Annotated in this window: 16 protein-coding genes and 2 pseudogenes; 6 read left to right on the top strand and 12 right to left on the bottom strand. The window is 65.3% G+C overall.

Going from position 1 to position 22835, the window contains the following annotated elements; all coding sequences use genetic code 11:
• Positions 1-80 precede the first annotated feature (80 nt).
• The 7 genes and pseudogenes from M653_RS0103940 to M653_RS1000000134285 form a co-directional block, all read right to left on the bottom strand.
• Complete coding sequence (locus tag M653_RS0103940) at positions 81-680, bottom strand: VOC family protein (protein ID WP_027142123.1); 600 nt, start codon at positions 678-680, stop codon at positions 81-83.
• Positions 681-760: 80 nt separating this feature from the next.
• Entirely contained in the window at positions 761-1597 is an 837-nt protein-coding gene (locus tag M653_RS0103935; protein WP_027142122.1) for an ATP-binding cassette domain-containing protein, read from the bottom strand.
• Positions 1590-2468: an ABC transporter ATP-binding protein gene (locus M653_RS0103930; protein ID WP_027142121.1), complete on the bottom strand. Its 879-nt coding sequence runs from the start codon at positions 2466-2468 to the stop codon at positions 1590-1592. The genes M653_RS0103935 and M653_RS0103930 overlap by 8 nt, the downstream gene beginning before the upstream one ends.
• Positions 2465-3312: pseudogene (locus tag M653_RS1000000134290) on the bottom strand (ABC transporter permease). The gene M653_RS0103930 and the pseudogene M653_RS1000000134290 overlap by 4 nt, the downstream one beginning before the upstream one ends.
• Complete coding sequence (locus M653_RS0103920; protein ID WP_027142120.1) at positions 3305-4312, bottom strand: ABC transporter permease; 1008 nt, start codon at positions 4310-4312, stop codon at positions 3305-3307. The pseudogene M653_RS1000000134290 and the gene M653_RS0103920 overlap by 8 nt, the downstream one beginning before the upstream one ends.
• Before the next feature lie 153 nt (positions 4313-4465).
• Positions 4466-5995 carry an ABC transporter substrate-binding protein gene (locus M653_RS0103915; RefSeq protein ID WP_027142119.1) on the bottom strand — a complete coding sequence of 510 codons (1530 nt, stop codon included), beginning with the start codon at positions 5993-5995 and terminating at the stop codon, positions 4466-4468.
• 104 nt (positions 5996-6099) lie between these two features.
• Positions 6100-7673 (bottom strand): annotated as a pseudogene (locus M653_RS1000000134285) (NAD(P)/FAD-dependent oxidoreductase).
• Positions 7674-7790: 117 nt separating this feature from the next.
• Here M653_RS1000000134285 and M653_RS0103905 point away from each other — a divergent pair.
• The 6 genes from M653_RS0103905 to M653_RS0103880 all read left to right on the top strand — a co-directional run bounded on the left by M653_RS0103905 (position 7791) and on the right by M653_RS0103880 (position 18526).
• Positions 7791-8582 (top strand): cyclase family protein, encoded by a 792-nt coding sequence (locus M653_RS0103905; RefSeq protein ID WP_027142118.1) that lies wholly within the window; start codon positions 7791-7793, stop codon positions 8580-8582.
• A 317-nt stretch (positions 8583-8899) separates the two neighbouring features.
• A complete protein-coding gene (locus tag M653_RS0103900; RefSeq protein WP_027142117.1) occupies positions 8900-10471 on the top strand; it encodes an NAD(P)/FAD-dependent oxidoreductase in 1572 nt (523 codons plus the stop codon).
• Entirely contained in the window at positions 10471-10953 is a 483-nt protein-coding gene (locus M653_RS0103895) for a MarR family transcriptional regulator (protein ID WP_027142116.1), read from the top strand. The genes M653_RS0103900 and M653_RS0103895 overlap by 1 nt, the downstream gene beginning before the upstream one ends.
• Before the next feature lie 44 nt (positions 10954-10997).
• Complete coding sequence (locus M653_RS0103890) at positions 10998-13151, top strand: indolepyruvate ferredoxin oxidoreductase subunit alpha (protein ID WP_027142115.1); 2154 nt, start codon at positions 10998-11000, stop codon at positions 13149-13151.
• Positions 13144-14724 carry an indolepyruvate oxidoreductase subunit beta family protein gene (locus M653_RS0103885; protein ID WP_027142114.1) on the top strand — a complete coding sequence of 527 codons (1581 nt, stop codon included), beginning with the start codon at positions 13144-13146 and terminating at the stop codon, positions 14722-14724. Before M653_RS0103890 ends, M653_RS0103885 begins: the two co-directional genes overlap by 8 nt.
• A gap of 391 nt (positions 14725-15115) precedes the next feature.
• A complete protein-coding gene (locus tag M653_RS0103880) occupies positions 15116-18526 on the top strand; it encodes an acyl-[ACP]--phospholipid O-acyltransferase (protein WP_027142113.1) in 3411 nt (1136 codons plus the stop codon).
• A gap of 53 nt (positions 18527-18579) precedes the next feature.
• Here the strand turns inward: M653_RS0103880 and M653_RS0103875 are convergent, their stop codons facing one another.
• The 5 genes from M653_RS0103875 to M653_RS0103855 form a co-directional block, all read right to left on the bottom strand.
• Positions 18580-19818: a DUF1501 domain-containing protein gene (locus M653_RS0103875; RefSeq protein ID WP_027142112.1), complete on the bottom strand. Its 1239-nt coding sequence runs from the start codon at positions 19816-19818 to the stop codon at positions 18580-18582.
• Between the two features lie 46 nt (positions 19819-19864).
• Positions 19865-21358, bottom strand: coding sequence for a DUF1800 family protein (locus M653_RS0103870; protein ID WP_027142111.1), 1494 nt, complete (start codon positions 21356-21358; stop codon positions 19865-19867).
• A 120-nt stretch (positions 21359-21478) separates the two neighbouring features.
• On the bottom strand, positions 21479-21760 hold the full coding sequence (locus M653_RS0103865; protein ID WP_027142110.1) for a hypothetical protein: 282 nt from the start codon (positions 21758-21760) through the stop codon (positions 21479-21481).
• A gap of 110 nt (positions 21761-21870) precedes the next feature.
• Entirely contained in the window at positions 21871-22326 is a 456-nt protein-coding gene (locus tag M653_RS0103860) for a periplasmic heavy metal sensor (RefSeq protein WP_027142109.1), read from the bottom strand.
• Positions 22323-22775 (bottom strand): hypothetical protein, encoded by a 453-nt coding sequence (locus tag M653_RS0103855; RefSeq protein ID WP_027142108.1) that lies wholly within the window; start codon positions 22773-22775, stop codon positions 22323-22325. Before M653_RS0103855 ends, M653_RS0103860 begins: the two co-directional genes overlap by 4 nt.
• Positions 22776-22835 lie beyond the last annotated feature (60 nt).

Raw genomic sequence — 22835 nt, 5'->3', positions numbered from 1 at the left:
GCTTAAAGTTTTATGTCGAAATGATTATGCGGCCTGGGTGGCGCGCTTGCCGTAACGTCCTGCAGGCGCGCCGCGAGAGATCATTTCTCCGGATTCTTCGGGCTCCACAGCACGGTCTCGGCGGTCTTCTCATAAGCCATGCCAGAGGGATAACTGATCGCTTCCAATTGCAGGCCCCAAGGTGCCTGGAAATAGAGGATGGTCTGGCCAGCGGCGGGCCCTTCCTTGACCGGCAGCGGCCCCATCCTTGTCTTGACGCTCTTGCCATCGAGATAGGCTTTCGCGGCGACGACATCATCGACATAGAAGGCGATGTGGAAGCCGCCAATGTCGCTGTTCTTCGGTGTCAGGTCCTTCTGGTCGGGCGCGGTGTACTTGAACAGCTCGATGTTTGATCCATAGCCGCAGCGGACCATGGTGACCTGCTCGATGACAGCCTTCGGATCGACGCCGAGCAGGTCCTGCATGAAGGTGCCCTTGTCGTCGGCGAACGGTCCGAACGACATCGCCTTCTTGCAGCCGACGACCTCGGTGAAGAAGTCGACCGCCTGCTTCATGTCGGGAACCGTGACGCCGGTATGGTCGTGGCCGTGCATGCCGGGGATCGAATCCGCCGAGGCCATGCCGGCACTACCAAGGATAGCAGCGGCGAGCGTTGCAATTGCGATTGTTGTCTTCATGTCAGTCCTCCTCCATTTGGCGGGACTTAATCCTTTTCCAGTCGCACGTCCGAGGCCCGCTTCTCGGCGTGCGTTCGCATTCATATCGGCGCCTTGCCTGTGGAAGGCATGTCCAGCCAGCCCGCATCGATTTCCGGCAGCGGAATGGCTGCGATGAGATCGCGCGTGTAGGCCTGCCGCGGCTTGTCGAACAAGGCGTCGGTGGCGCTGGCTTCGACGATGCTGCCCTCGCGCATGACGATCACCTGTTGGCAAAGCCGCCGGATCACCGACAGATCGTGGCTGATGAAGGCGACTGTCAGGCCCATCTCCGCGGCAAGCTTCTCCAGCAAGGTGAGGATCTGGGCCTGCGTCGAGACGTCGAGCCCGGAGACGATCTCGTCGGCCAGCACGAATTTCGGCGACAGCGCCAGCGCGCGCGCAATGCCGACGCGCTGGCGTTGGCCGCCCGACAATTCGTGGCGGTAGCGGCCGGCGAAGCTTTGCGGCAGGCCGACGCGTTGCAGTGCCTCCGCGACGCGCGCTTTCAGATTGTCGCCAAGCCCGTTCTGCCTGAGCGGTGCGGCGATGATGCTGGCAATGGTGCGGCGAGGGTTGAGCGACGACATCGGATCCTGGAAGATCATCTGCAGGTCGCGGCGCAGTGGCCGCAGTGCCGCTTCGGGCAGATGGGTGATGTCACGGCCCTCGAAACGGACGCTGCCGGCGCTCGGCTCCAGCAGCCGCACCAGCGTGCGGCCGAGCGTCGATTTGCCGGACCCGGATTCGCCGACTATGCCGGTCACCGAGCCGCTGGGCAGGTCGAAATCCAGGCCTTTCAGAATCTCGGCCAGCGGTGCGCGGCCGATCAGCGGCTTGCGCGTCATGTCGGGCAGCGCAACCTTAAGTCCGCGCACGGAAAACAGCGGCTCAGCCATGCGGACGCCTCCAGGCCTGGTCGGCGGACGCGATCTCGGCGGCGAGACCGGCCAGCACCGTCTCGTCCACGGGTCTCAACGAAGCGAAGGGATCGGTGTAGCGCGGCGTCGCAGCCATCAGTGCCCGGGTATAGGGGTGCCGAGGTGCCGCGAACAGCGCTGCGGTCTCGGCCTCTTCCACCACCTTGCCGGCATAGAGCACCGACACTTTCTGGCTGATCTTGGCGACGACGCCGAGATCATGGGTGACGAACAGGATCGCGGTGCCGTGCTCGCGCTGCAACGCGCCGATCAGCCGAAGGATCTGCTTCTGTACGGTGACGTCGAGCGCCGTGGTCGGCTCGTCGGCGACGATCAGCCGTGGCTCGGCGGCGAATGCGGCGGCAATCAGCACGCGTTGGCGCATGCCACCGGACAGTTCGTGCGGATAAGTCTTCAGCACGCGGTCGGGGTCGCGGATCTGCACCTCGTCCAGCAATTGCCGGATACGCCGGTCGGCCTTGTCGCCGCTCCAGCCGAGGATGCGCACCAGCCGGTCGGTCATCTGCGGGCCGATGCGGCGCGAGGGGTTGAGCGCGGTCAGCGGATCCTGCGGGATCAGCGCCGTGCGCGCGCCGATCAGCGTGCGCCGCGCCCTGGGCTGGAGTTTGCCGAGGTCTTCGCCCTCGAGCCGCATATCGCCTTCGACGATGCGCACGCTCGATGGCAGCACGCCGAGCACCGCCTTGCCGATCATTGTCTTGCCGGCGCCGCTTTCGCCGACCAGGGCACGCACCTCGCCGGGTTGCAGGGCGAGCGAAACAGAACGCAGCACGCGCTGGCCGTTGGCCAGCACGGCGCTCAGATTGGCGATGTCGAGACAGGCGCTCATCGCAGCACCGGATCGAAACGCGTCTTCAGAGCTTCGCCGAACTGGCTGAAAGACAGCACTGTGAGGATCAGCGTGATCAGCGGGAAAACCAGCACCCACCATGCCTGGTGGATCGAGAGACGGCCCTCGGCGATGATGCCGCCCCAAGTCGGGTCGTCGGTCGAGATCGACAGATGACGAAGGACAGGATCGCCTCGACGATGACGGCGATACCCATTTCAAGCGACAGCAGCGCCACGACCGAGGGCACCACGTTGGGCAGCACCTCGCGCAGCATGATGCCGATGCGGCCGTAGCCGGCGATGCGGGCGTTCTCGACATAGTCCATGCGCGACTGGCCCATGGCTTCGGCGCGGATCACGCGGCAGAAGCGCGTCCAGTCGATGATCGCGATGGCGAGAATGACGGAACTTAATCCTGTCCCCAGCACGGCAACCAGCAGAATGGCGAACAGCACCGGCGGGAAAGCCATCCAGACGTCGACGATGCGCGAGATGATGCGATCCGCCCAGCCGCCGAAATAGCCAGCGATCAGCCCAAGCGTTGAGCCAACGACGCAGGCGGCGATGGCCGCCGCGAAAGCAACGATGAACGCGATGCGGCCACCAAAAATCAGGCGCGAGAGCAGGTCGCGGCCGAGGCTGTCGGTGCCGAGCCAATAACCAGGCTCGGCGCCATCGAGCCAGAACGGCGGCAACCGCTCCAGCATCAGGTCCTGCGCCAGCGGATCCTGCGGGGCGACCAGCGGGGCGAAGATCGCTGCCAGCAGCGCCAGCAGCAGCCAGCCTCCCGCCAGCCATAGCTTTGCGCCTGAGCCATGTCGCGAGATGCGTGCCTCATCCATGGCGCAGCCTCGGATTGAGCAGCGCATACATCATGTCGACGGCAAGGTTGATCAGCACGAACAGCAGCGCGAAGACCAGCACGATGCCCTGGATCAGCGGCAGGTCGCGGTTGATGACGGCATCGATGGCCATGTTGCCGAGGCCCTCATAGGAAAACAGCCGCTCGACGATGACCGTGCCGCCGATGAGGAAAGTGAATTGCACGCCGACCAGCGTCAGTGTCGGCAGGGCGGCGTTCTTCAGCGCCTCGCGCAGGATGACTTGCGTTTCCGAAAACCCTTTGACCCGCGCCAGCACGACATAATCGAGGTCGAGCACTTCCTTCAGCGACTGTTTCAACAGCTGCGAGATGATTGCCGCCAACGGCAGCGCCAAGGCAATCGCCGGCATCAGCATGTGCTTCAAGAGATCCCAGGTGAGGTCGAAGCGCAGCCGAAGCAGGCTCTCGAACAAATAGAACTGGGAGACGAAGGGCAGGTCGAGTTGCGGCGACACGCGGCCCGAAATGTCGAAGATCGGCACCAGCACGCCGAACAGCAGGATCAGCACGAGGCCCCAGAGGAAATCGGGAATGGAGAGCGCTGCACCGCTGGCGATGTCGATGCCCGCTTCGACCGCGGTACCGCGTTCGCGCGCGCCGAGGATCGCCGTCGTGCCGCCAATCGCCACCGCCATGACAAGCGCGACGATGGCAAGCTCCAGCGTCGCCGGCAGCCGGTTGAAGACGAGGCCGAGCACATCTTGCCGCAGCGAGATCGAGGTGCCGAAATCGCCCCTGGCGACACCGGCCAGCCAGATGAAGAACTGCTGTACGATCGTCTTGTCGAGCCCGTATAGCGCGCGCAGCCGGGCGATGTCGTCATTGGTTGCGCCGGGCGGCAGCATCATGGCGATCGGGTCGCCGGGTGCGACGCGGATGACCACGAATACGACGACGGCCACGCCGAACAGCGTGATCAGCATCGTCGCAAGACGGATCAGGAATCGTTGCAGGAGCATTCTGGCGTTGGCCTAGCGTGTTCTAACGAGCAGCCCCTTCATCCGGACGCTTCGCGGCCACCTTCTCTCCGAGGGAAGGTGGCCCGAAGGGCCGGATGAGAGGGCCTGCGCAAGTTGCACGCCGTCTTGCGACGGCGTGCCTTGGCGTCTGTCTCAGGCCGGGGTCATCAGCGCCGGCAGCAGCGCGCCTGAAATATGCTGCACCACGTTGACGCCCTTGGCATGCACGATGGGCTGTGCGTACTGCATCAGCGGCAGCACATAGGCCTGCTCGGCGATGTATTTGTCGACCGCCTTCCAGCCGGCGATGCGCTTGGCCTCGTCCTTCTCTCCCCACAGCGGGTTGATCATGTCGATCAGGTCCTGGCTGTCCCAGATCGAATGCGGGCTCGGTCCATACATGGCAAAGCCGGTCGAGGTGGTCGGATCGCCAATGGCGTTGCCCCAATTGTAGAAGGCCGCGGGCGCGAGCTTGTCGGCGGCGCGCAGCTCGTAGTGCTTGGCAATCTCGTAGACCTCGATCGTCGCCTCGATGCCGACCTTGCGCCACATGCCGACGATCGCCTGGATCATCTCGTAGTCCTTGGGCTTGAAGCCCTTGGTCGTCTGGATGGTGAACTTGATCGGCTTTTCCGGCGAATAGCCTGAGGCGGCCAGCAGTTCCTTGGCCTTCTCCGGATTGTGCTCCACCTTGATCGAGGCGTCGAACGCCGTGTATTCCGGTGTTTCCAGCGTGGCGATCGGCTGGCCATAGCCGCGCAGCAGCCGCTTGACCAGAAGCTCCTTGTCCACCGCCATGACGGCTGCCTGGCGCACGTTCTTGTCGAGCATGGCTTCGATGTCGTTGAAGAAGATCATGCCGATATCGGAAACATTCTTGATCGAGCCGGCGAGCCCCTCCTTGGCGATCAGCCGGTCATACTCCTCGTAGGGGATTTCGAGCGTCACCTGCGAGGAGCCGGATTCAATCTCTGCCACGCGGCTCGCCGCATCGGTGACGAACTTGATCGTCACATTCTCGAAGGCGGGCTTGCCGCCCCAGTAGTTGGGATTGGCTTTCAGCCGCAGGAAGGCGTTGCGCTCGAATTTTTCGACCATGTAGGGGCCGGTACCGATCGGCGCCTTCTCGAACCCTTCGGCGCCGACCTTCTCGTAATAGGCCTTGGGCATGATGTAGCCGGTCAGGAACGACATCCATTTGAAATAAACCGGGTCGAACTGCACGACGTCGCCTGTGATCTTGTTGCCGTCGATCTTGAAATTGCTGACGTTCTTCCAGACGAACTGGATCGGGTTCCCGGTCTTCTCGTCACCCGCCCGCTGCAGCGACCAGACCACGTCTTCCGGCGTGAACGGCGTGCCGTCATGCCATTTCACGCCTTCGCGCACCGTCATCATGATCTTGGTGCGGTCCTCGTTCCAGCCCCATTCCGTCAAAAGGCCAGGCGCGAAGGACAGGTCAGGCTTCTGCGGGATGAACTGATCGAACACCGACTGGTAGAGGCCCTGGATGGTCGGGTTGACGGCGGACGGTCCGGTGGTCGGATCCCAGGACGGCAGGTTGACGTTGTAGGCGATGGTCAGTTCGCCGGCGGCGGCTTTGGCGATCTTCGGCAGGCCGACGGCGGCCACGCCAAGTGCCGCGGCACTGTATCCCAGCAATTCGCGTCTGTTGATTGTCATGGTCGTTCCCCTTGTTGGTTATTGTCTTCGCGCAGCTTCGTCCGGTCATTGGTTCGGCTTCGTCGGCAGCAGCGCCTTGCCTGTCGTCGCCCTCATGAAATCGTCTATCTCCCGCCAAGCTGTTGCGCGAGCATGAAGCCCGAGGCGGCACCCATGCCGGCACCGGGCCATGTCGCGGCGCCGGTGAGATGCAGATTGGTTACCGGCGTGTTCCAGCCGGCATAGCCGCGCGCCGGACGGAACAGGAAATTCTGCGCCAGATGATGGCTGCCGCAGAGCTGGTCTCCACCGACGAGGTTCGGGTTCTCGCGCTCGAGATCGATGGGCGAAAACACCGCGCGATCGAGGATTTTGCGCGCAGGCCAGGCGCGTGGGTTTCGATGATGTCGAGCACGCGGTCGGCATAGGCATCCTTGACCTCGTCCCAATGCGCTGGCGCGATCTTGGCCGAGGCGTCGCCCACGATTTCGGCGGGCAGCATGCGCACCTGCACCCACAGAACATGTTTGCCCGCGGGCGCACGCGACGGATCGACCGCGGTCGGCTGGCCGACGACCAGCACCGGTTCGTCCGGCAGCATGCCTGCCACCGCCTGCTGATAGGTGCGCGACATCTGGTCGAGCGACGGCGCCAGATGCACATAGGCGAACTGGCGCAACTCTGCCCCGGCGCGCCAGTCCGGCAGATCGTCCAGCGCCAGGTGGATCATCATCGTGCCCGGCGCATGTCGAAACTTCTGCATCGCCATGTCGAAGCCGGCGTCGCCGGAACCGCCGGGCAGCAGCTTGCCGGACAGCGCCTTGGGCGCCACGCCTGCAATCACCGCCCTGGTGGCCGTATGCGTTTCGCCGGAAACAAGCCGCACACCTGTCGCCTTGCCGCCGGAGACCGTGATCTCGGTCACCTCGGCGCCGGTGACGATCCTGCCGCCGGCGGATGTCACCATGCCGGCCAGTGCCCGGATGATCGTATCGGCGCCGCCCTTGCCCAGCACCATGCCAAAACTCTGGTTGGCCATCGATTCCAGATAGGGAAACACGGCACCGCCGGCGGTGTCGGGCGCGAAGTCGAGATGCATGCCCCAGGTGGCGAGCGTCGCCCTGATGTGTGGAGACTCGAAATTTTCCTCCAGCCAGGCACGCGGCGAAGACAACAGCAGCCGGCCGGTGTCGAGCGCGCCCGATACACCCTTCTTGCGCCACAGGTTCCATGCGGTGCCCGCAAGCGCCCGGGCGCTCATCGGCGAGCCCAGCAGCTTGAACAAATGCTCGGCTTCGGCCGGGAAGGCGGCAACCAGCCTGCGCCATGTCGCGGCATCGGCGGCCGAAAAGGCAGCCATGCGGCCGGCGGTCTTTTCCAGATCGTTGCTGACCCCGAACCAGCGTCCATCCGGAAAGGCGCTGGCGAAACAGTCGGCGACCGGGGCGAATTCCAGCCCCTGCGCTTTCAATTCATTTGCATATTTCCGATGGAACGCCGAGCCGGCGAACAGGCTCAGATTCATCGCGCCGAAATCGTGGCGGAAGCCGGGGAGGGTGAATTCGCGGGTCTGGACGGCGCCGCCGATTGTTGCGCCGCGTTCGAAAACCCCGGTTTTCCAGCCCTTGAGCGCCAGATGCGCGGCGCATGCCAGAGTGTTGTGGCCCGCCCCGACAAAGATGGCGTCGAACTCGCTCACGCCCCGTTCCCATATCCTTTATGCTTAAAGATAATTGCAGATGCATATGTTTTCGTCTAGTAGGATATTAAGGGCCGAGACGAGCCTTGATCATGTCAGACAGAGGGAACAGAGACCATGGACAGCCAAAAACTCCTCGGCGAAGTCGCCGCCCAGCTTCTTTCCGGCGCCATCAAGGTGGTCGACCTGACGGCGCCGCTCGGGCCGGACACACCGCTGATCAAGCTGCCGCCGGAACTTGCCGTCGACACGCCGAAGGTCGAGATCCACTCAATCTCCCGCTATGACAAGAACGGTCCATGGTGGGCGTGGAACTGGCTGAAGCTCGGCGAGCATTCCGGCACGCATTTCGACGCCCCGCAGCATTGGATCTCCGGCAAGGATTATCCGGACGGCGCCACCGACACCATTCCGGCGCAGAATTTCATCGGGCCGGTCAATGTCATCGACTGTTCGAAGGAAGCCGCCGCCGATCACGATTTCCTGCTCACCGTCGACCACATCAAGGCCTGGGAAGCCAAGCATGGCGCGATCAACGCCGGCGAGTGGGTGGTGATGCGCACCGACTGGTACAAGCGCAACGGCTCGGAAGCCGAATTCCTCAATGCCAACGAGACCGGCCCGCACACGCCCGGCCCGACGGCGGAAGCCATCCAGTTCCTGATCACCAAGGACATCAAGGGCTGGGGCTCGGAGACCATCGGCACCGATGCCGGCAAGGCCGGCGGCATGGAGCCGCCATTCCCGGCGCACACGCTGATGCACAAGGCCAACCGCTACGGCCTCGCCAGTCTCTGCAATCTCGACCAGCTGCCGCCGAAAGGCGCGATCCTGATCGCGGCCCCGCTCAAGATCGAGCACGGCACCGGCAGCCCGATCCGCGCCCTGGCGCTGGTGGCGGGCAAATAGGTCGAGGGCGGTCTTCGGGAGAAGATCATGGTTGCAGGTGATGTTGTAGTGACAGAGGGAACAAAGGGAGAGCGCCGGCCGCGTGGCGCTGGCGCTCTACGGCGCCCCCCTCTGTCCTGCCGGACATCTCCCCCTCTAGGGGGGAGATTGGCAGTTCTGGCGCCCCACTCACCTCTTCTGCGTAGGAGATTGGCGAAATCCGCTACGACGGCCGATCTCCCCCCTAGAGGGGGAGATGTCCGGCAGGACAGAGGGGGGCGCGAAGGAACGCTACCCCGCGCAAATGAGCCCCGCCTCCCGGCGGGGAGCGACCTTCAATGAACGCCCCGGATCACATCATCGTCGGCAGCGGCATCAATGCGCTGGTCTGCGCGGCGATGCTCGGCGGCAAGGGCGCCAAGGTGCTCGTGCTGGAGCGCAACGACCGCATCGGCGGCTGCATGCGCACCGAGGAGATCACCGCGCCCGGCTTCATCCACGACGTGATGGCGACGACTTTCGTTCTGTTCATCACCTCTCCGGCCTTTTCCGCACTGGGCGCCGATCTCGCCCGGCACGGGCTGGAATTCTGCCATACCGGCACGCCGACCGGAGTGCTGCGGCCCGATGGCAGCCACGCGGTGCTCACCACCGACCGTGCCGCCAACATCGCCGCGCTTAACAGGATCGCTGCTGGCGACGGCGACCGCCACGCGGAAGATGTCGGCGGCATCGAGCGCAACGCCGGCCTGCTGTTCGGCCTGCTGGGCGGTAGCCTGTGGTCGTACCCGACCGCGAAGCTGCTGGCCGGCGATGCCTGGCGGCGTGGTCCGCGCGGGCTTGCCGCCTTTCTCGGCGACGCCCTGGTGCCGGCGCGTAGCTGGCTGGAAGGCACGTATCAGTCGGAGACAGTCCGCGCGCTCTGGGCGCCGTGGGTGCTGCATGCCGGGCTTGGCCCCGAAGACGCCTTTTCCGGCCAGATCGCCAAGGTGATCGCCTTCGCGCTGGAGGCGGCCGGCGCGCCGATCGTCAGGGGCGGGGCGCAGAACCTGCTGTCGGCTTTCGAGGCGCTCATCAAGGAGCGCGGCGGCGTCATTTCCACCGAAGCGGACGTTGCCTCCATCCTCCTGGCCGGAGGTCGCGCCACGGGCGTGCGGCTGGCCTCGGGCGAAACGGTTCACGCCACCAAGAGCGTCATCTGCTCGGTCACGCCGACGCAGCTTTACGGCCGCCTGCTCGGCAAGGACGCTCCGAAGGGCGACGTCGAAGCGACGCGGAAATACCGCTATGGCAAAGGCAATTTCCAGATCCACTACGCCCTCGACAAGCCGCCGTCCTGGCGCGGCGAGGGCCTCGACAAGGTGGCGCTGCTGCATCTGACGCCTGGACTGGACGGCGTGTCGAAGGCCTGCAACGAGGCGGCGCGCGGCATGCTGCCCGAAGTGCCGACCATCTGTGTCGGCCAGCCGCATGCGCTCGACCCGTCGCGCTGCCCGGAAGGCAAGGCGATCCTGTGGCTGCAACTGCCCGAGGCGCCGCGCCACATCAAGGGCGACGCCGCCGGCAAGCTGCAGGCACCGGCTGACGGGCAATGGACCGAGGCGCTGCGCGAGGCCTATGCCGATCGCGCCGAAGCGATCCTCGCCAGCCATATCGACGGCTTCAAGGACAGCATCGTCGCGCGCCGCGCCTATTCGCCGGCCGATCTCGAAACGATGAACATCAACCTGGTCGGCGGCGACCCCTATGGCGGCTCCTCGGTTATCGACCAGTCGTTCCTGTGGCGGCCGTTCAAGACCAGCCGCAACCACCAGACCGGCATCAAGGGGCTCTACCATATCGGTGCCTCGACCCATCCCGGTGCCGGCCTCGGCGGCGGCTCGGGTTTCCTGCTGGCGGGGAAACTGTGATGGAACAGAAGGTCGCCGAAAAACGCCAACGCATTTCGACCCTCGGTCAGATCGGCCTGCAGCAATTCGCGCCCTATCTGATGAACCGCATCATGGGCCGCTACAACGCCACCTTGCGGGATGATTTCCGCAGGCAGGGCCTGACGATTTCGCAGGTGCGCACGCTCGCCGTGCTGTCGGTCGCCGACGGCGTCACCGTCAACGACCTCTCGGTCTATACGGTCATCGAGCAGTCGACCTTGAGCCGCACGCTGGACACGCTGGAGGGGCAAGGGTTCGTGCGGCGCGAGCAGGGCGTCACCGACAGCCGCATCCGCCACGTGTTCCTGACCGACGAGGGCCGAGCCGAGTTCACCCGCGCCTGGCCGGCCATGCACGATGCGTTCGAGGCCATGTTCGACGATATCGACGACGTCGAATACGCAGCGCTTATCGCGACGCTTTTGAAGATGCTGAAGAACATTCGCAAGCACGACATCTAGATGTACGCGCCGCCGGCTGTCGGCGGCAACGGAAGGAGGCAGAGATGGCTGAACGGTCTTTTGCCAAGGAAGTCGAAAAGCTGAGGCTCGGCGCCGGCGAGGAATTTGCCGGCGAAGGCATCCTCGCCATCACCAAGGCGCTGCTGCAATGCGGCGTCGGCTATGTCGGCGGCTATCAGGGCGCGCCGATCAGCCATCTGATGGATGTGTTGGCCGATGCGCAGGACATTCTGGGCGAGCTCGGCGTGCATTTCGAGGCCAGCGCCTCGGAAGCTACCGCCACAGCCATGCTGGCCGCCTCGGTGCATTACCCGATCCGTGGTGCCGCGACCTTCAAATCCACCGTCGGCACCAATGTCGCTTCCGACGCGCTGGCCAATCTCGCGTCCGGCGGCGTCACCGGCGGCGCGCTGCTCATCGTCGGCGAGGACTATGGCGAGGGCTCCTCCATCATGCAGGAGCGCAGCCATGCCTTCGCCATGAAGAGCCAGGTCTGGCTGCTCGACCCGCGCCCCAACCTGCCATCCATCGTCAAGGCGGTGGAGGATGGTTTCGAGCTGTCGGAAATCTCCAACACGCCGGTCATGCTGCAGGTGCGCATCCGTTGCTGCCACGTGCACGGCCATTTCATCGCCAAGGACAACAAGCGCCCGCCGATGACGGTGGCCGATGCGCTCGACGCGCCGCGCCGCGACACCGGACGCATCGTGCTGCCGCCCGCCTCCTTCCTGCACGAGAAGGAGAAGGTACAAAAGCGCTGGCCGGCGGCGGTGGATTTCATCACCAGGAACAAGATCAACGAGTTCTTCGGCTCGGACCACGGCTCGGTCGGCATCGTCATGCAGGGCGGCATGTACAATTCGGTCATCCGTGCACTGCAGCGGCTCGGCCTTGCCGACACCTATGGCGACACGGATGTGCCGCTCTACGTGCTCAACGCCGTCTATCCGCTGATCGACGACGAGTTCCTCGCCTTTTGCGAGGGCAAGCAGGCGGTGCTGGTGGTCGAGGAAGGCCAGCCCAACTATATCGAGCAGGCCTTTGCCGCGATGTTGCACAAGGCGGGGCGCGGCACCAGGCTGGTCGGCAAGGAGCATCTGCCGATGGCCGGCGAATATACTGGCCAGGTCATGCTCGACGGCATCGGCGCCTTCCTGCGCGCAGAAGCCCCGCATCTTTTGCCGGGCGAGGTGCGCGCGCCCAACAAGGTCGGCGACGGCGTCGACACGGCGGATCTGGTCAACGTCGTGCCGGGCCGGCCGCCCGGCTTCTGCATCGGTTGCCCCGAGCGGCCGATCTTCGCGGCGACCAAACTGGTCGAGCAGGAACTCGGCAAGCATCACATCGCTTCCGATATCGGTTGCCATTTGTTCTCGATCATGCCGCCTTTCGAGCTCGGCTCCACCACGATGGGCTACGGGCTGGGGCCCGCCTCGGCCTCGGCGTTCAATTCGCCCGACGCCAAGCGCCGCTCGATCTCCTTCGTCGGCGACGGCGGCTTCTGGCACAATGGCCTGACCTCCTCGATCGGCAATGCGGTGTTCAACAAGAATGACGGCGTCATCGTCATCGTCGATAATTTTTATTCGGCAGCCACCGGCGGGCAGGACATACTGTCGTCGCGTGCCGGCAATAGGACCAAGTCGACCAAGCATCCGATCACCGAGGCGGTGAAAGGCATGGGCGTCAAATGGCTGCGCCATGTCGACCGCACCTATGATGTCGGCAAGATGCAGGACACGTTGCGCGAGGCGCTGACGACGGACGAGAAGGGGCCAAAAGTCATCGTCGCTTCGTCGGAGTGCATGCTCAATCGCCAGCGCCGCGAAAGGCCGCTGGTCGACAAGGCGATCAAGGGTGGGACAAGGGTCGTCAAGCCGAAGTTCGGCGTCGACGAGGACATCTGCACCGGCGATCACGCCTGCATGCGGCTCTCCGGCTGCCCGTCGCTGTCGGTGAAATCGCTCGACGATCCGCTGCGCGACGATCCGGTCGCATCGATCGACCAGAACTGCGTCGGCTGCGGCAATTGCGGCGAGGTGGCGGACGCCGCCGTGCTCTGCCCGTCCTTCTACCGTGCCGATGTCGTGCACAATCCAAGCCGCTGGGACCGCTTCCTGGAAGCGACGCGCCGCGCGACGATCGGCTTGCTGCAGAGGCGGCGCGAAAGCCGGCGCCTGGTATTCGCCGATGCTTGAGCCTGTTCCTTCCTTGCATCCCCGGTCCGGTGCTGCCGATGAGCAAGTCATCAAGCTCGCGGTGCTGGCCGTCGGCGGCCAGGGCGGCGGCGTGCTGGCCGACTGGATCACCGATGTCGCCGAGCGCAATGGCTATGTCGCGCAATCGACCTCGGTCGCCGGCGTCGCCCAGCGCACCGGCGCCACCATCTACTATGTCGAAATGGCCCGCGACACCGGCCGCCTGCCGGTCTTCGCGCTGTCGCCCTCGCAGGGCGATGTCGACATCTTGATCGCCGCCGAATTGATGGAAGCCGGCCGTGCGATCATCAGGGGGTTCGTCACCCCCAACCGCACGACGCTGATCGCCTCCTCGCACCGCATCGCCGCCGTCGCGGAAAAGATCGAACCGGGCGACGGCCGCGCCTCGTCGTCCAAGGTTCACGCCACGGCGGAAACCGCGTCGAAGCGCTTCATCGCTTTCGACATGGAAAAGATCGCCGCCGACAACGGCTCGATGATCTCGGCCAGCCTGCTTGGCGCGCTGGCCGGCTCCGACGCACTGCCGTTTACCCGTGAAAGTTATGAACAGGCGATCGGCACCGGCGGCCGTGGCGTCAAGGCCAGCCTCGCCGCCTTTAGCGCGGCGTTCGATCGTGCGCGGGGCCTGGCGGCAGCACCTTCGTCAAAGCCGGCGGAGCCAGCGATTGTCGAATCCGCCCAGGGTACCGGGCGCGTGAGCGGTCCGCAAAATCTGCTGCAGGGATGGCAGGCGCTGGTTGCTCGCATCGACCTGATGCCCCTGGCCGTGCGCGACATGGCGCTTCGCGGCCTGAGAAAGGTCGTCGACTATCAGGACATCGCCTATGGCCGCGAATATCTCGACCGGCTGGACAAGGCCGTCGCGCTGGACAGCGCCGGCCACGCTCATGTTCTGTCCATCGCCGCCGCCAAGCATCTGGCCAATGCCATGTGCTATGACGACGTGATCCGCGTCGCCGATCTGAAAACGCGCTCGACCCGCGACAGGCGGGTCCGCAAGGAGGTTGGCGTCAAGGACGGTTCGGTCCTGCAGGTGACCGAATATTTCCATCCCCGCATCGAGGAGTTCTGCGGCACGCTGCCGGCGGGGCTCGGCGGCTACATAGAGAACCGGCCCAAGCTCGCCGGGTTTCTCGACCGCCGCATCAACCGTGGCCGCCGCATCCGCACCGACAGTTTTGCCGGCTTTGCCGCCCTGTGGCTCATCGGCGGCCTGCGGCGCTGGCGCCGCGGCCTGCTGCGCCATAAGGTCGAGCTTGCCCATCTCGATCGCTGGTACGCACTGGCGCTTGGCTACGTGCCGGTCGACTATGCCGTTGCCGTCGAAATCCTCAACTGCCGCCGGCTGATCAAAGGCTACAGCGACACCCATGTGCGCGCCCAGTCGAAATTCGACCGCGTACTCTCTGCTCTCGACCTGCTCAAGGGCCGCGACGATGCCGCCGACTGGATACGCCGCCTGCGCGAGGCGGCGCTGAAGGACGAGAAGGGCGATATGCTCGACGGCGCGCTGAAGACCGTGGCGACGCTGGGGTCATCTCCAATCACCTGAGTTTCAGCGGGTGACCTCCGCCGATCGCGCCGACCAACCGCCTTCGTGACTCTGGCCACGGCAACACGGCTGGCGCCACCGTCGCATCTCCTCGCTCATCAATCCGCTCTCTTGTGAACGTCGTTCATTTTGCGCTTGAACATCGTTCACGGTGTGGTAAGTTGAGGTCATGAACATTGTTCATAGGGAGAAGCGGAAATGTTGAACGGCTCCACAACAGACACCGGGCAGGGCCGCTGGCCGAAACGAGCCTGGACTTGCGATCGCTGCGAAGATCAGACCCGGTAAGAAGTTTAACCAGCTCACATTATTACAACGATTGAAACAGCGCATGAAACCGCGGGGACCACCGGAGCATCGCCGCGTGGTTCCGCCCAAATGGGAAATCGCCATGAACACGCATCTCATGCTTTCGCGGCGCTTCGCGCCGCTTTTCTGGACGCAGTTCCTGTCCGCCTTCAACGACAATTTCCTCAAGAACACTCTGGTGTTCCTGATCCTCTTCACACTGGCCGCCGACCAGGCGGCTTCGCTGGTCACCTTGGCCGGCGCCGTGTTCATGGCTCCGTTCCTGCTCCTGTCGGCGCTGGGCGGCGAGATTGCCGACCGCTTCGACAAGGCGCTCATCGCCCGCCGGCTGAAATTTGCCGAGATCGGCGCCGCGGCGGTCGCGGTCGTCGGCATTGCGCTGTCCTCCATTCCCGTGCTGATGACCGCGCTGTTGATGTTCGGCGTCATCTCGGCACTGTTTGGGCCGATCAAATACGGCATCCTGCCCGATCATCTCGAGCGCAGGGAATTGCCCCGCGCCAACGCCTGGATCGAGTCGGCGACCTTCGCCGCCATCCTTGGCGGCACGATTGTTGGCGGCGTGGTCTCCGCCGACGGCATTGGTGTCGCCGTCTTCGGCCCGATGATGATGATCCTGGCGGTCGGCTGCTGGGCCGTCAGCCGCTCCATCCCTTCGACCGGCTCCGCCGCGCCGAACCTTGTCATCGACTGGAACATCTTCCGCTCGACATGGCGGCAGGTCAGCGAATTGCGCACCGACACGCGCATCTGGCGCGCCGGATTGATGACCTCGTGGTTCTGGTTGATCGGCGCCATCGTGCTTTCGATCCTGCCCACGCTGATCAAGGATCAGCTCGGTGGCAACGAGATCGCGGTCACCGCCTATCTCGCGGTGTTCGCCGTCTCCATCGCCATCGGCTCGGCGATCGCCGCCTGGATGTCGCAGGGCCGCATGGTGCTGCTCCCGGCGCCGGTCGGCACGGCGCTGCTGGCGCTGTTCGGCTTGCACCTTGCCTGGACGATCTGGAGCATGCAGCCCTCGCCAAAAGCCGAAACCCTTGGCCTCTTCTTCGCAGGGCCGAACACGATCCGCGTTGCGATCGACCTTGCCGGCATGGCCATTTCCAGCGCCTTCCTGGTGGTGCCGACCTTCGCCGCCGTGCAGGCCTGGTCGCCCGAGGCGCGCCGCGCCCGCGTCGTCGCCGCTGTCAGCATCGTCAACGCCGGCTTCATGACGATGGGCGGCATCCTCGTCGCCGCCATCCAAGCCGCGGGCGTCTCTATTGCCAGCGTGCTGTTCGGGCTTGCCGCCTTCAATGCCGTGGCCGCCTGGCTGATGTTGAAATATCTGCCGACCAACGCCTTCCGCGACTTCGTCTCCATTCTGTTCCGTGCCTTCCATCGTCTGGAAGTGGAGGGCCTGGAAAACCTCAAGGCCGCGGGCCCGGCGCCGATCCTGGCGCTCAACCATGTCAGCTTCCTCGACGGCCCGCTGGCGCTGACGCTGACCGATGAAGAGCCGGTCTTCGCCATCGACTACACGATCGCGCAGGCCTGGTGGATGAAGCCGTTCCTCAAATTGACCCGCGCCCTGCCGCTCAATCCGGCCAAGCCGATGTCGACGCGCACGCTGATCAAGATCGTGCAGAACGGCGATCCGCTGGTCATCTTTCCCGAGGGCCGCATCACCGTCACCGGCGGGCTGATGAAGGTCTATGACGGCGCCGCCATGGTGGCCGACAAGACCGGCTCGATGGTGGTGCCGATCCGTATCGAGGGGCTGGAGAAAAGCCCCTTCTCGCGGCTGACGGCGCAGCACGTGCGCCGCCGTCTGTTCCCGAAGGTCAGGGTGACCATACTGCCGCCGGTCAAGCTCAAGGTCGACGACGGGCTGAAGGGACGCAAGCGCCGGGCCGCCGCCGGTGCCGCGCTCTACCAGGTGATGTCAGATCTCGTCTTCCGCACCCAGCATATCGACAAGACCGTGCTCGAAAGGATCATCGAGACGGCGACCGAGCGCGGCATGAAGCAACTTGCCGTGCAGGATCCGGTCGCCGGTTCGCTGAGCTACGGCAAGCTGCTCACTGGCGTCGCGGTGCTCGGCGAGAAATTCGAGACGCTTTATGCCGGACAGGACACGCTCGGTATCATGCTGCCCAACGCCAATGGCGCCTGTGCCGCGCTGCTCGGCGTCATGTCCGCAGGCAAGGTCCCGGCGATGATCAACTTCACCGCCGGTGCCACCAACATCCTGTCCGCCTGCCAGGCGGCGCGGGTAGCCACCATCCTGACCTCTCGGGCTTTTGTCGAGCAGGCCAAGCTTGGCGCAATCGTCGAGGAGGTCGGCCGGTCGGTCAACATCGTCTGGCTCGATGATCTGCGTGCAACCATCGGCCTCAAGGACAAGCTGCTTGGCCTGTTGCGCAAGAGCACGCCCAGGGTTGCGCGCAAGGCCACCGACCCGGCCGTGATCCTGTTCACCTCGGGCTCCGAAGGCACGCCGAAGGGCGTGGTGCTGACCCATCGCAACATCCTGGCCAATGCCGCGCAGGCCGCCTCGCGCATCGATTTTCATTCGGGCGACAAAGTGTTCAACGTACTGCCGATCTTCCATTCGTTCGGCCTGACGGCGGGCACGGTGCTGCCGCTGGTGTCCGGCGTTCCCGTCTATTTCTATCCGTCGCCGCTGCACTACCGCATCGTGCCGGAACTGGTCTATGCCTCGAACGCGACGATCATCTTCGGCACCGACACCTTCCTCAGCGGCTATGCGCGCACCGCCCATCCCTATGATTTCCGCTCGGTGCGCTATTGCTTTTCCGGTGCCGAGCCGGTCAAGGCCTCGACCCGCGAAACCTATATGGAGAAGTTCGGCCTGCGCATTCTCGAAGGCTATGGCGTTACCGAGACGGCGCCGGTGATCTCCATCAACACGCCGATGTACAACAAATCAGGCACGGTCGGAAAAATCATGCCCGGCATGGAATACCGCCTGGAACCGGTGATCGGCGTCGAAGGTGGCGGACGGCTGTTCGTGCGCGGCCCCAACGTCATGGCGGGCTATCTCAGGGCCGAAAAGCCTGGTGTGCTCGAGCCGCTGCAAGACGGCTGGCACGACACCGGCGACATCGTCAGCATCGACGATGCCGGCTTCGTCAGCATCCGCGGCCGCGCCAAGCGCTTCGCCAAGATCGGCGGCGAGATGATTTCGCTGGCTGCCGTCGAAGCCTTGGCGGGCGAGCTGTGGAAAGGATCGCTCTCGGCGGTCGCGACCGTGCCGGACCTGCGCAAGGGCGAAAAGCTGGTGCTCATTACCGAAGCCGAAAAGGCGACGCGCGCCCAGTTTCTGGCCTTCGCCAAGGCAAACGGCGCCATGGACCTGATGGTACCGGCCGAGGTGCGCGTCGTGGCGCATGTGCCGGTGCTTGGCTCGGGCAAGATCGATTTCGTCGGCGTGACCAGGCTGGTGCGCGGCGAAGACTTCGCGCCCGCCAAGGTCGAGGCCGCCTGATCACCGGCAAGAGCGAGACGGCGCCGCGGCAGAAAACGCGGCGTCGCCAGACGTCAGACAATCAGGTTCATCATAGGCTTCACCGCACCTGAGTCCGGAAACACCTTCTCGCCGAGCACCGCGGCCGAAAGTCCGAACTGGTCGGCGAGCAGGCCTTTCAGCACCGCCCTGACATCGCTGGTCGGCGCAAGGTCACGTTGCTGGTAAAGTTGCGCGGGCTTCAGCCCCGGCCAGTCGGCGATGACGCGCCCGCCCTTGATCGCGCCGCCGGCGAGCAGCACCACGGTGCCGGTGCCGTGATCGGTGCCGACCGTGCCGTTGATCCGCGCCGTGCGGCCGAATTCGGTGATCGCGACGATGGCCGTATCCTTCCAGCGTTCGCCGAGACCTTTTTCGAATTCCTCAAACGCGCCGTCGAGGCCGCCGAGCAAAGTGGCGAGCCGGCCGGTCGCGCCACCCTCGTTGACATGCGTGTCCCAGCCGTCGAAGGCGAGTGCCGCGACGCGCGGCCCGTCATCGGCCGCGATCAGCCTGGCCGCGCCTTGCGCGGCCTGCCGCATGCCGGCGGCGCTGTCGAGGCCGCCTCTAGGCTTCATCGGCTTGGCGCCGATCTGGTCGTCGAGCGCCATCTTGTTGGCGTCGAGGCCCTTCTGCAGCGCCACCGCCAGCACCGGATCGCGGTGCTGGTAAAGATCGAGAACGCGCGTCGCGAGGTCGCCTGCCGGCGCTGGCAGCGATTGCGGCGCCCAGCCGAGCACCGGTGCCGCGCCACGGATCACCAGCGGCGTCGATGGTCCGACGGCCAGGCCGCCAAGCGTCGCCACGCGGTCGCCTGCCGGCAGGCTCGCCAGCGCCCGGTTGAGCCAGCCGGTGGCGACATGGCCGGGACCGGCAAAGCCGCTTTCAAGCACATCCTGTCCGTCGAAATGCGAGCGCTCGCGATAGCCGGTCGCCGCCGCATGCACGACCGCCGCCTGGCTTGCCTTGAACAGGCGCGCAAACACCGGCATCGCCGGATTGACCGCGAAGAATGCATCGAGCGGCAGCGCCGCATGCGGACCGGAAAGCGACAGGGCGATGTCGCCATGCAGGCCGGCATAGTCGGGGTCGCCGACCGGACCGACCGCCGAGAGGCCGTCCAGCGCGCCACGCAGCACGATGACGATCAGGCGCGGGTCGTGGTTGTCGGCGGCGCGGGCGAAGCGGGGCAGATAGGCCCAGGCAAACAGCGCGCCGCCGGTCATCAGTACGGCGCGGCGGGAAGGGTGAGGGGTTTCACACAGCAGGCTCATGACTTCGTCTCCATGGGAGTTGTCGGCGCCGGACCTATCGCTCGAGCTATCGGCGCTGGAATTCGGGCGCCATCAGCAGCAGCGCCAGGCCTTGCTGCTTGGACTCGGCGCGGGCGACCGCCTGCCGCGTCTCCGGCGAGGCGGAGGGCCCAATCACCGCGTCGAGCATGTCGTTGGGATTGCCGATATCTTTCACTTGCCTGGCGGCCTGCCATGCGATGTCGAGGCGGATCTTCATGCCTTCGGCCGATGCCCAGATGTCCGCTTGGTCGGAAAAGCCGTTCGGTCCCGGCGGCTGCCAGAGCGGCTCGCCCAGTGCGTTGAGCCAGTTGAGCGACTGGCCGGGATCGTTCGGTCCCGGGCCGGCCGCCCGCCTGATGGCAGCGACATAATCGAAGGGCGAGCGCATTTTGGCCAGGGGCGTCGACCACGCCTCCGGCAGGTCGATGAGCGCCGCCGCCAGTGCCCTGAGATTGCCGTCGTTCTTGACGAACACCTTTGCGAGACGGGCGACCGCCGCCGGCGGCGGGTCATCGGCTATGAAATGCCGGGCAAGTTGCGTGGCGATGTGTTGCGCGGTCGCCGGATGACGGGCGATGTCATTGAGCGCGGTCTCGGCCTGGCCCATGCCGCCGGCCGGATAGGTCTTGCCGAGCAGCACGGCGTCGCCCGGCTCGTGCGCATTGGCGTTGAAGACGGAACTGCCGGGTTCGCCCAGCCGTCCTTCCCGTCCGGCCATCGTCCAGCCGGTCAGGATGCGCGCGAAGCTGGTGACGTCGGCCTGGCTATAGCCGCTGCCGACACCAAGCGTGTGCAGTTCCAGGATCTCGCGGGCGAGATTCTCGTTGAGCCCGCGCTGCCGGTTCTTGCCGGCGCGGGAGTCCGGGCCGATCGACTGCTGGTTGTCGAGATAGAACAGCATGGCCGGATGCCGCTCCACCGCCATGAGCATGTCGGCGAAGCGGCCGAGCACGAAGGGCCGGATGGCTTCCCGTTCGAAGGCCCCGGCGCTGGCGCGCACGATGTTGGCCTTGGCCACGGAGACGCAGAAATGGTTCGACCAGAAATAGACGAGGCGCTCGACGAAGCCGGCCTCGGCCTGCATTGCCATGTCGAAGCGCGCCTGGGCCTCGGCCCGGAACAAGATGGCTTCGACGGGCGGCACGGCGGGTTTGATCTTGGCAGCGGCCGGGGCGGCGGGCGGCGACATGCCCGGTGCGGCGGGTGGTGGCATAACCGAAGCCGAGGCTGGCGTGCCCGTGGCCGGCTCCTCTGTCGCCATTCGCTCCCGGTCCAGCTTGCGCTGGAGATTCGCCGCCATGCTGGCCTGGATGGCAGGCGTGCTTCCCTTGAGATCGGCATAGGTGGGGTCGTCGAGCGATATCATGGCGGCGTCGGGCCGCCGCAGTTCCGCCTTGAGATAACCGCGTGGGTCGTCCGCCAGCCTGTCGCGGTCGCCGGGTCGGGCTCCGAGACCGAAGCGGTTGAAGGCGATCAGGGCGGGATCCGGCGGCGCGGAATCTTTAGCCTGGGCTGCCATGTCAGCGCTCCATGGTTGGATCTCATGCGAGGTGCGCGACGCCCGATTGGGCTGTTTCCCCAGCTTAAACGGGGGATAGGCGGCCGGGCAGGCTGGTGCCGCCCGGCCTCTCCCGCGCGCTTACCAGCGGTTCCAGCGGTGCCAGTGGCGGTGCGGATGCCAGCCGTAATAAGCCGGGCCATGCCAATAGCGGTAGCGCGGATACACCACGACTCGGTTGGGAACGCAGCGCCCCCAGGGATTGGGATGCCAGGCGGGCCCGCAACCCCAGGCCACATGCTCGATCAGCGCCGGGGCGGCCGGTTGCGCCACCATCGGCATGGCGGCGGAGGTCGCGACGGTTGCGGCGGTTCCGGTCAAGGCGAGGACGGCTGCTGCCGCATACTGTGTCAGGCGGTTCATGACGTTACTCCGAATGTTGTCCGAGAATGAAAAACCTGTTCGCACCGATTGGTCCGGCAGGTCTGCCCTTCTCCCGGTTAAACGGCCTTGCAGGCGTTTTCCGTCGGTCGTCACGGCGATTTTTTTGGCTCTGCCTTCGGCTGCGGCCCGGCCCGCCTGGCCAGCCCTTCCGCCAGCACGGCGCGATCCGCGGCCGAACCCGCCGCCGCGAATTCGATGATGCGCTGCTCAAGCCGCGTGCGCACGGCGATGTCGGCATTGCGGGCCCGCTCCAGCGCAGCCGATAGGGCCGCCGTGTCGACAACCGGCTGGCGCAGCAGGTCGGCTGCCTCGCGCCTGGCCTGCTGACCATCGAGGATGACCTGGCGGGATTCGCGCCGCACTTCGCGCAGTGCCTTGCGGAACAGCATGCGCTCCTGGTCTGGAAGCCGGCCGCCGGCGGCTTCCAGCGAATAGCCCTGGCCGGACTTGCCGCTTCTTATCCAGACGGCCCCGCCGGCAAGCGCCCCGGCCAGGAAGACGTTCAGCACCACCGATGCGATGATGAGGTTGCGGCCCATGCTCATAGGCTCTCCTCGCCGTTTTCGGCATCGGGCCCGGCATCGCCGAACGCCGTTACATTGGCATCCAGCACATAGTGATCCGATCCGGCTTCCGGCGTGACAATGCTCACCAACGCCAATCCGGCGACGGCGCCCGCCAGACCAATGCCGGCGAGTCCCAGACCCAGCCACCAGAACCGATGACGCCGGCGCTGGACGAGGTGCCGGTCGGCTGCGCGCAGGATGCTGCCGTGCAGCGCCTTGCCGGGATGCTGGACGCTATAGCTGTCGAGCAGGGCGTCAAGTGTGTCGGCCTGTCGCGAAATGGCCTGGCCCGCTTCACTTGAAGCAAAGGCTGTGGCGGCTTCACGTTCGGCTTCCGGCCAGCGGCGCAAATCGCCGCCATAGGCATCCGCCAGCGCTGCGAAACGCTTGGCATCCATTGCCGGCCCGTCTTCGATGTCTTCAGCCATTTGTTTTCCCCTTGCACCTCGGTGCCGCGTGCCCACGCGGGTCGGAAACAACGCAGACCA

Source organism: Mesorhizobium sp. WSM3626, from assembly GCF_000513935.1.
Lineage (GTDB): Bacteria > Pseudomonadota > Alphaproteobacteria > Rhizobiales > Rhizobiaceae > Mesorhizobium > Mesorhizobium salmacidum.
The sequence above is the reverse complement of the archived record's forward strand: the minus strand, read 5'-3'. Positions and strand labels throughout refer to the sequence as shown.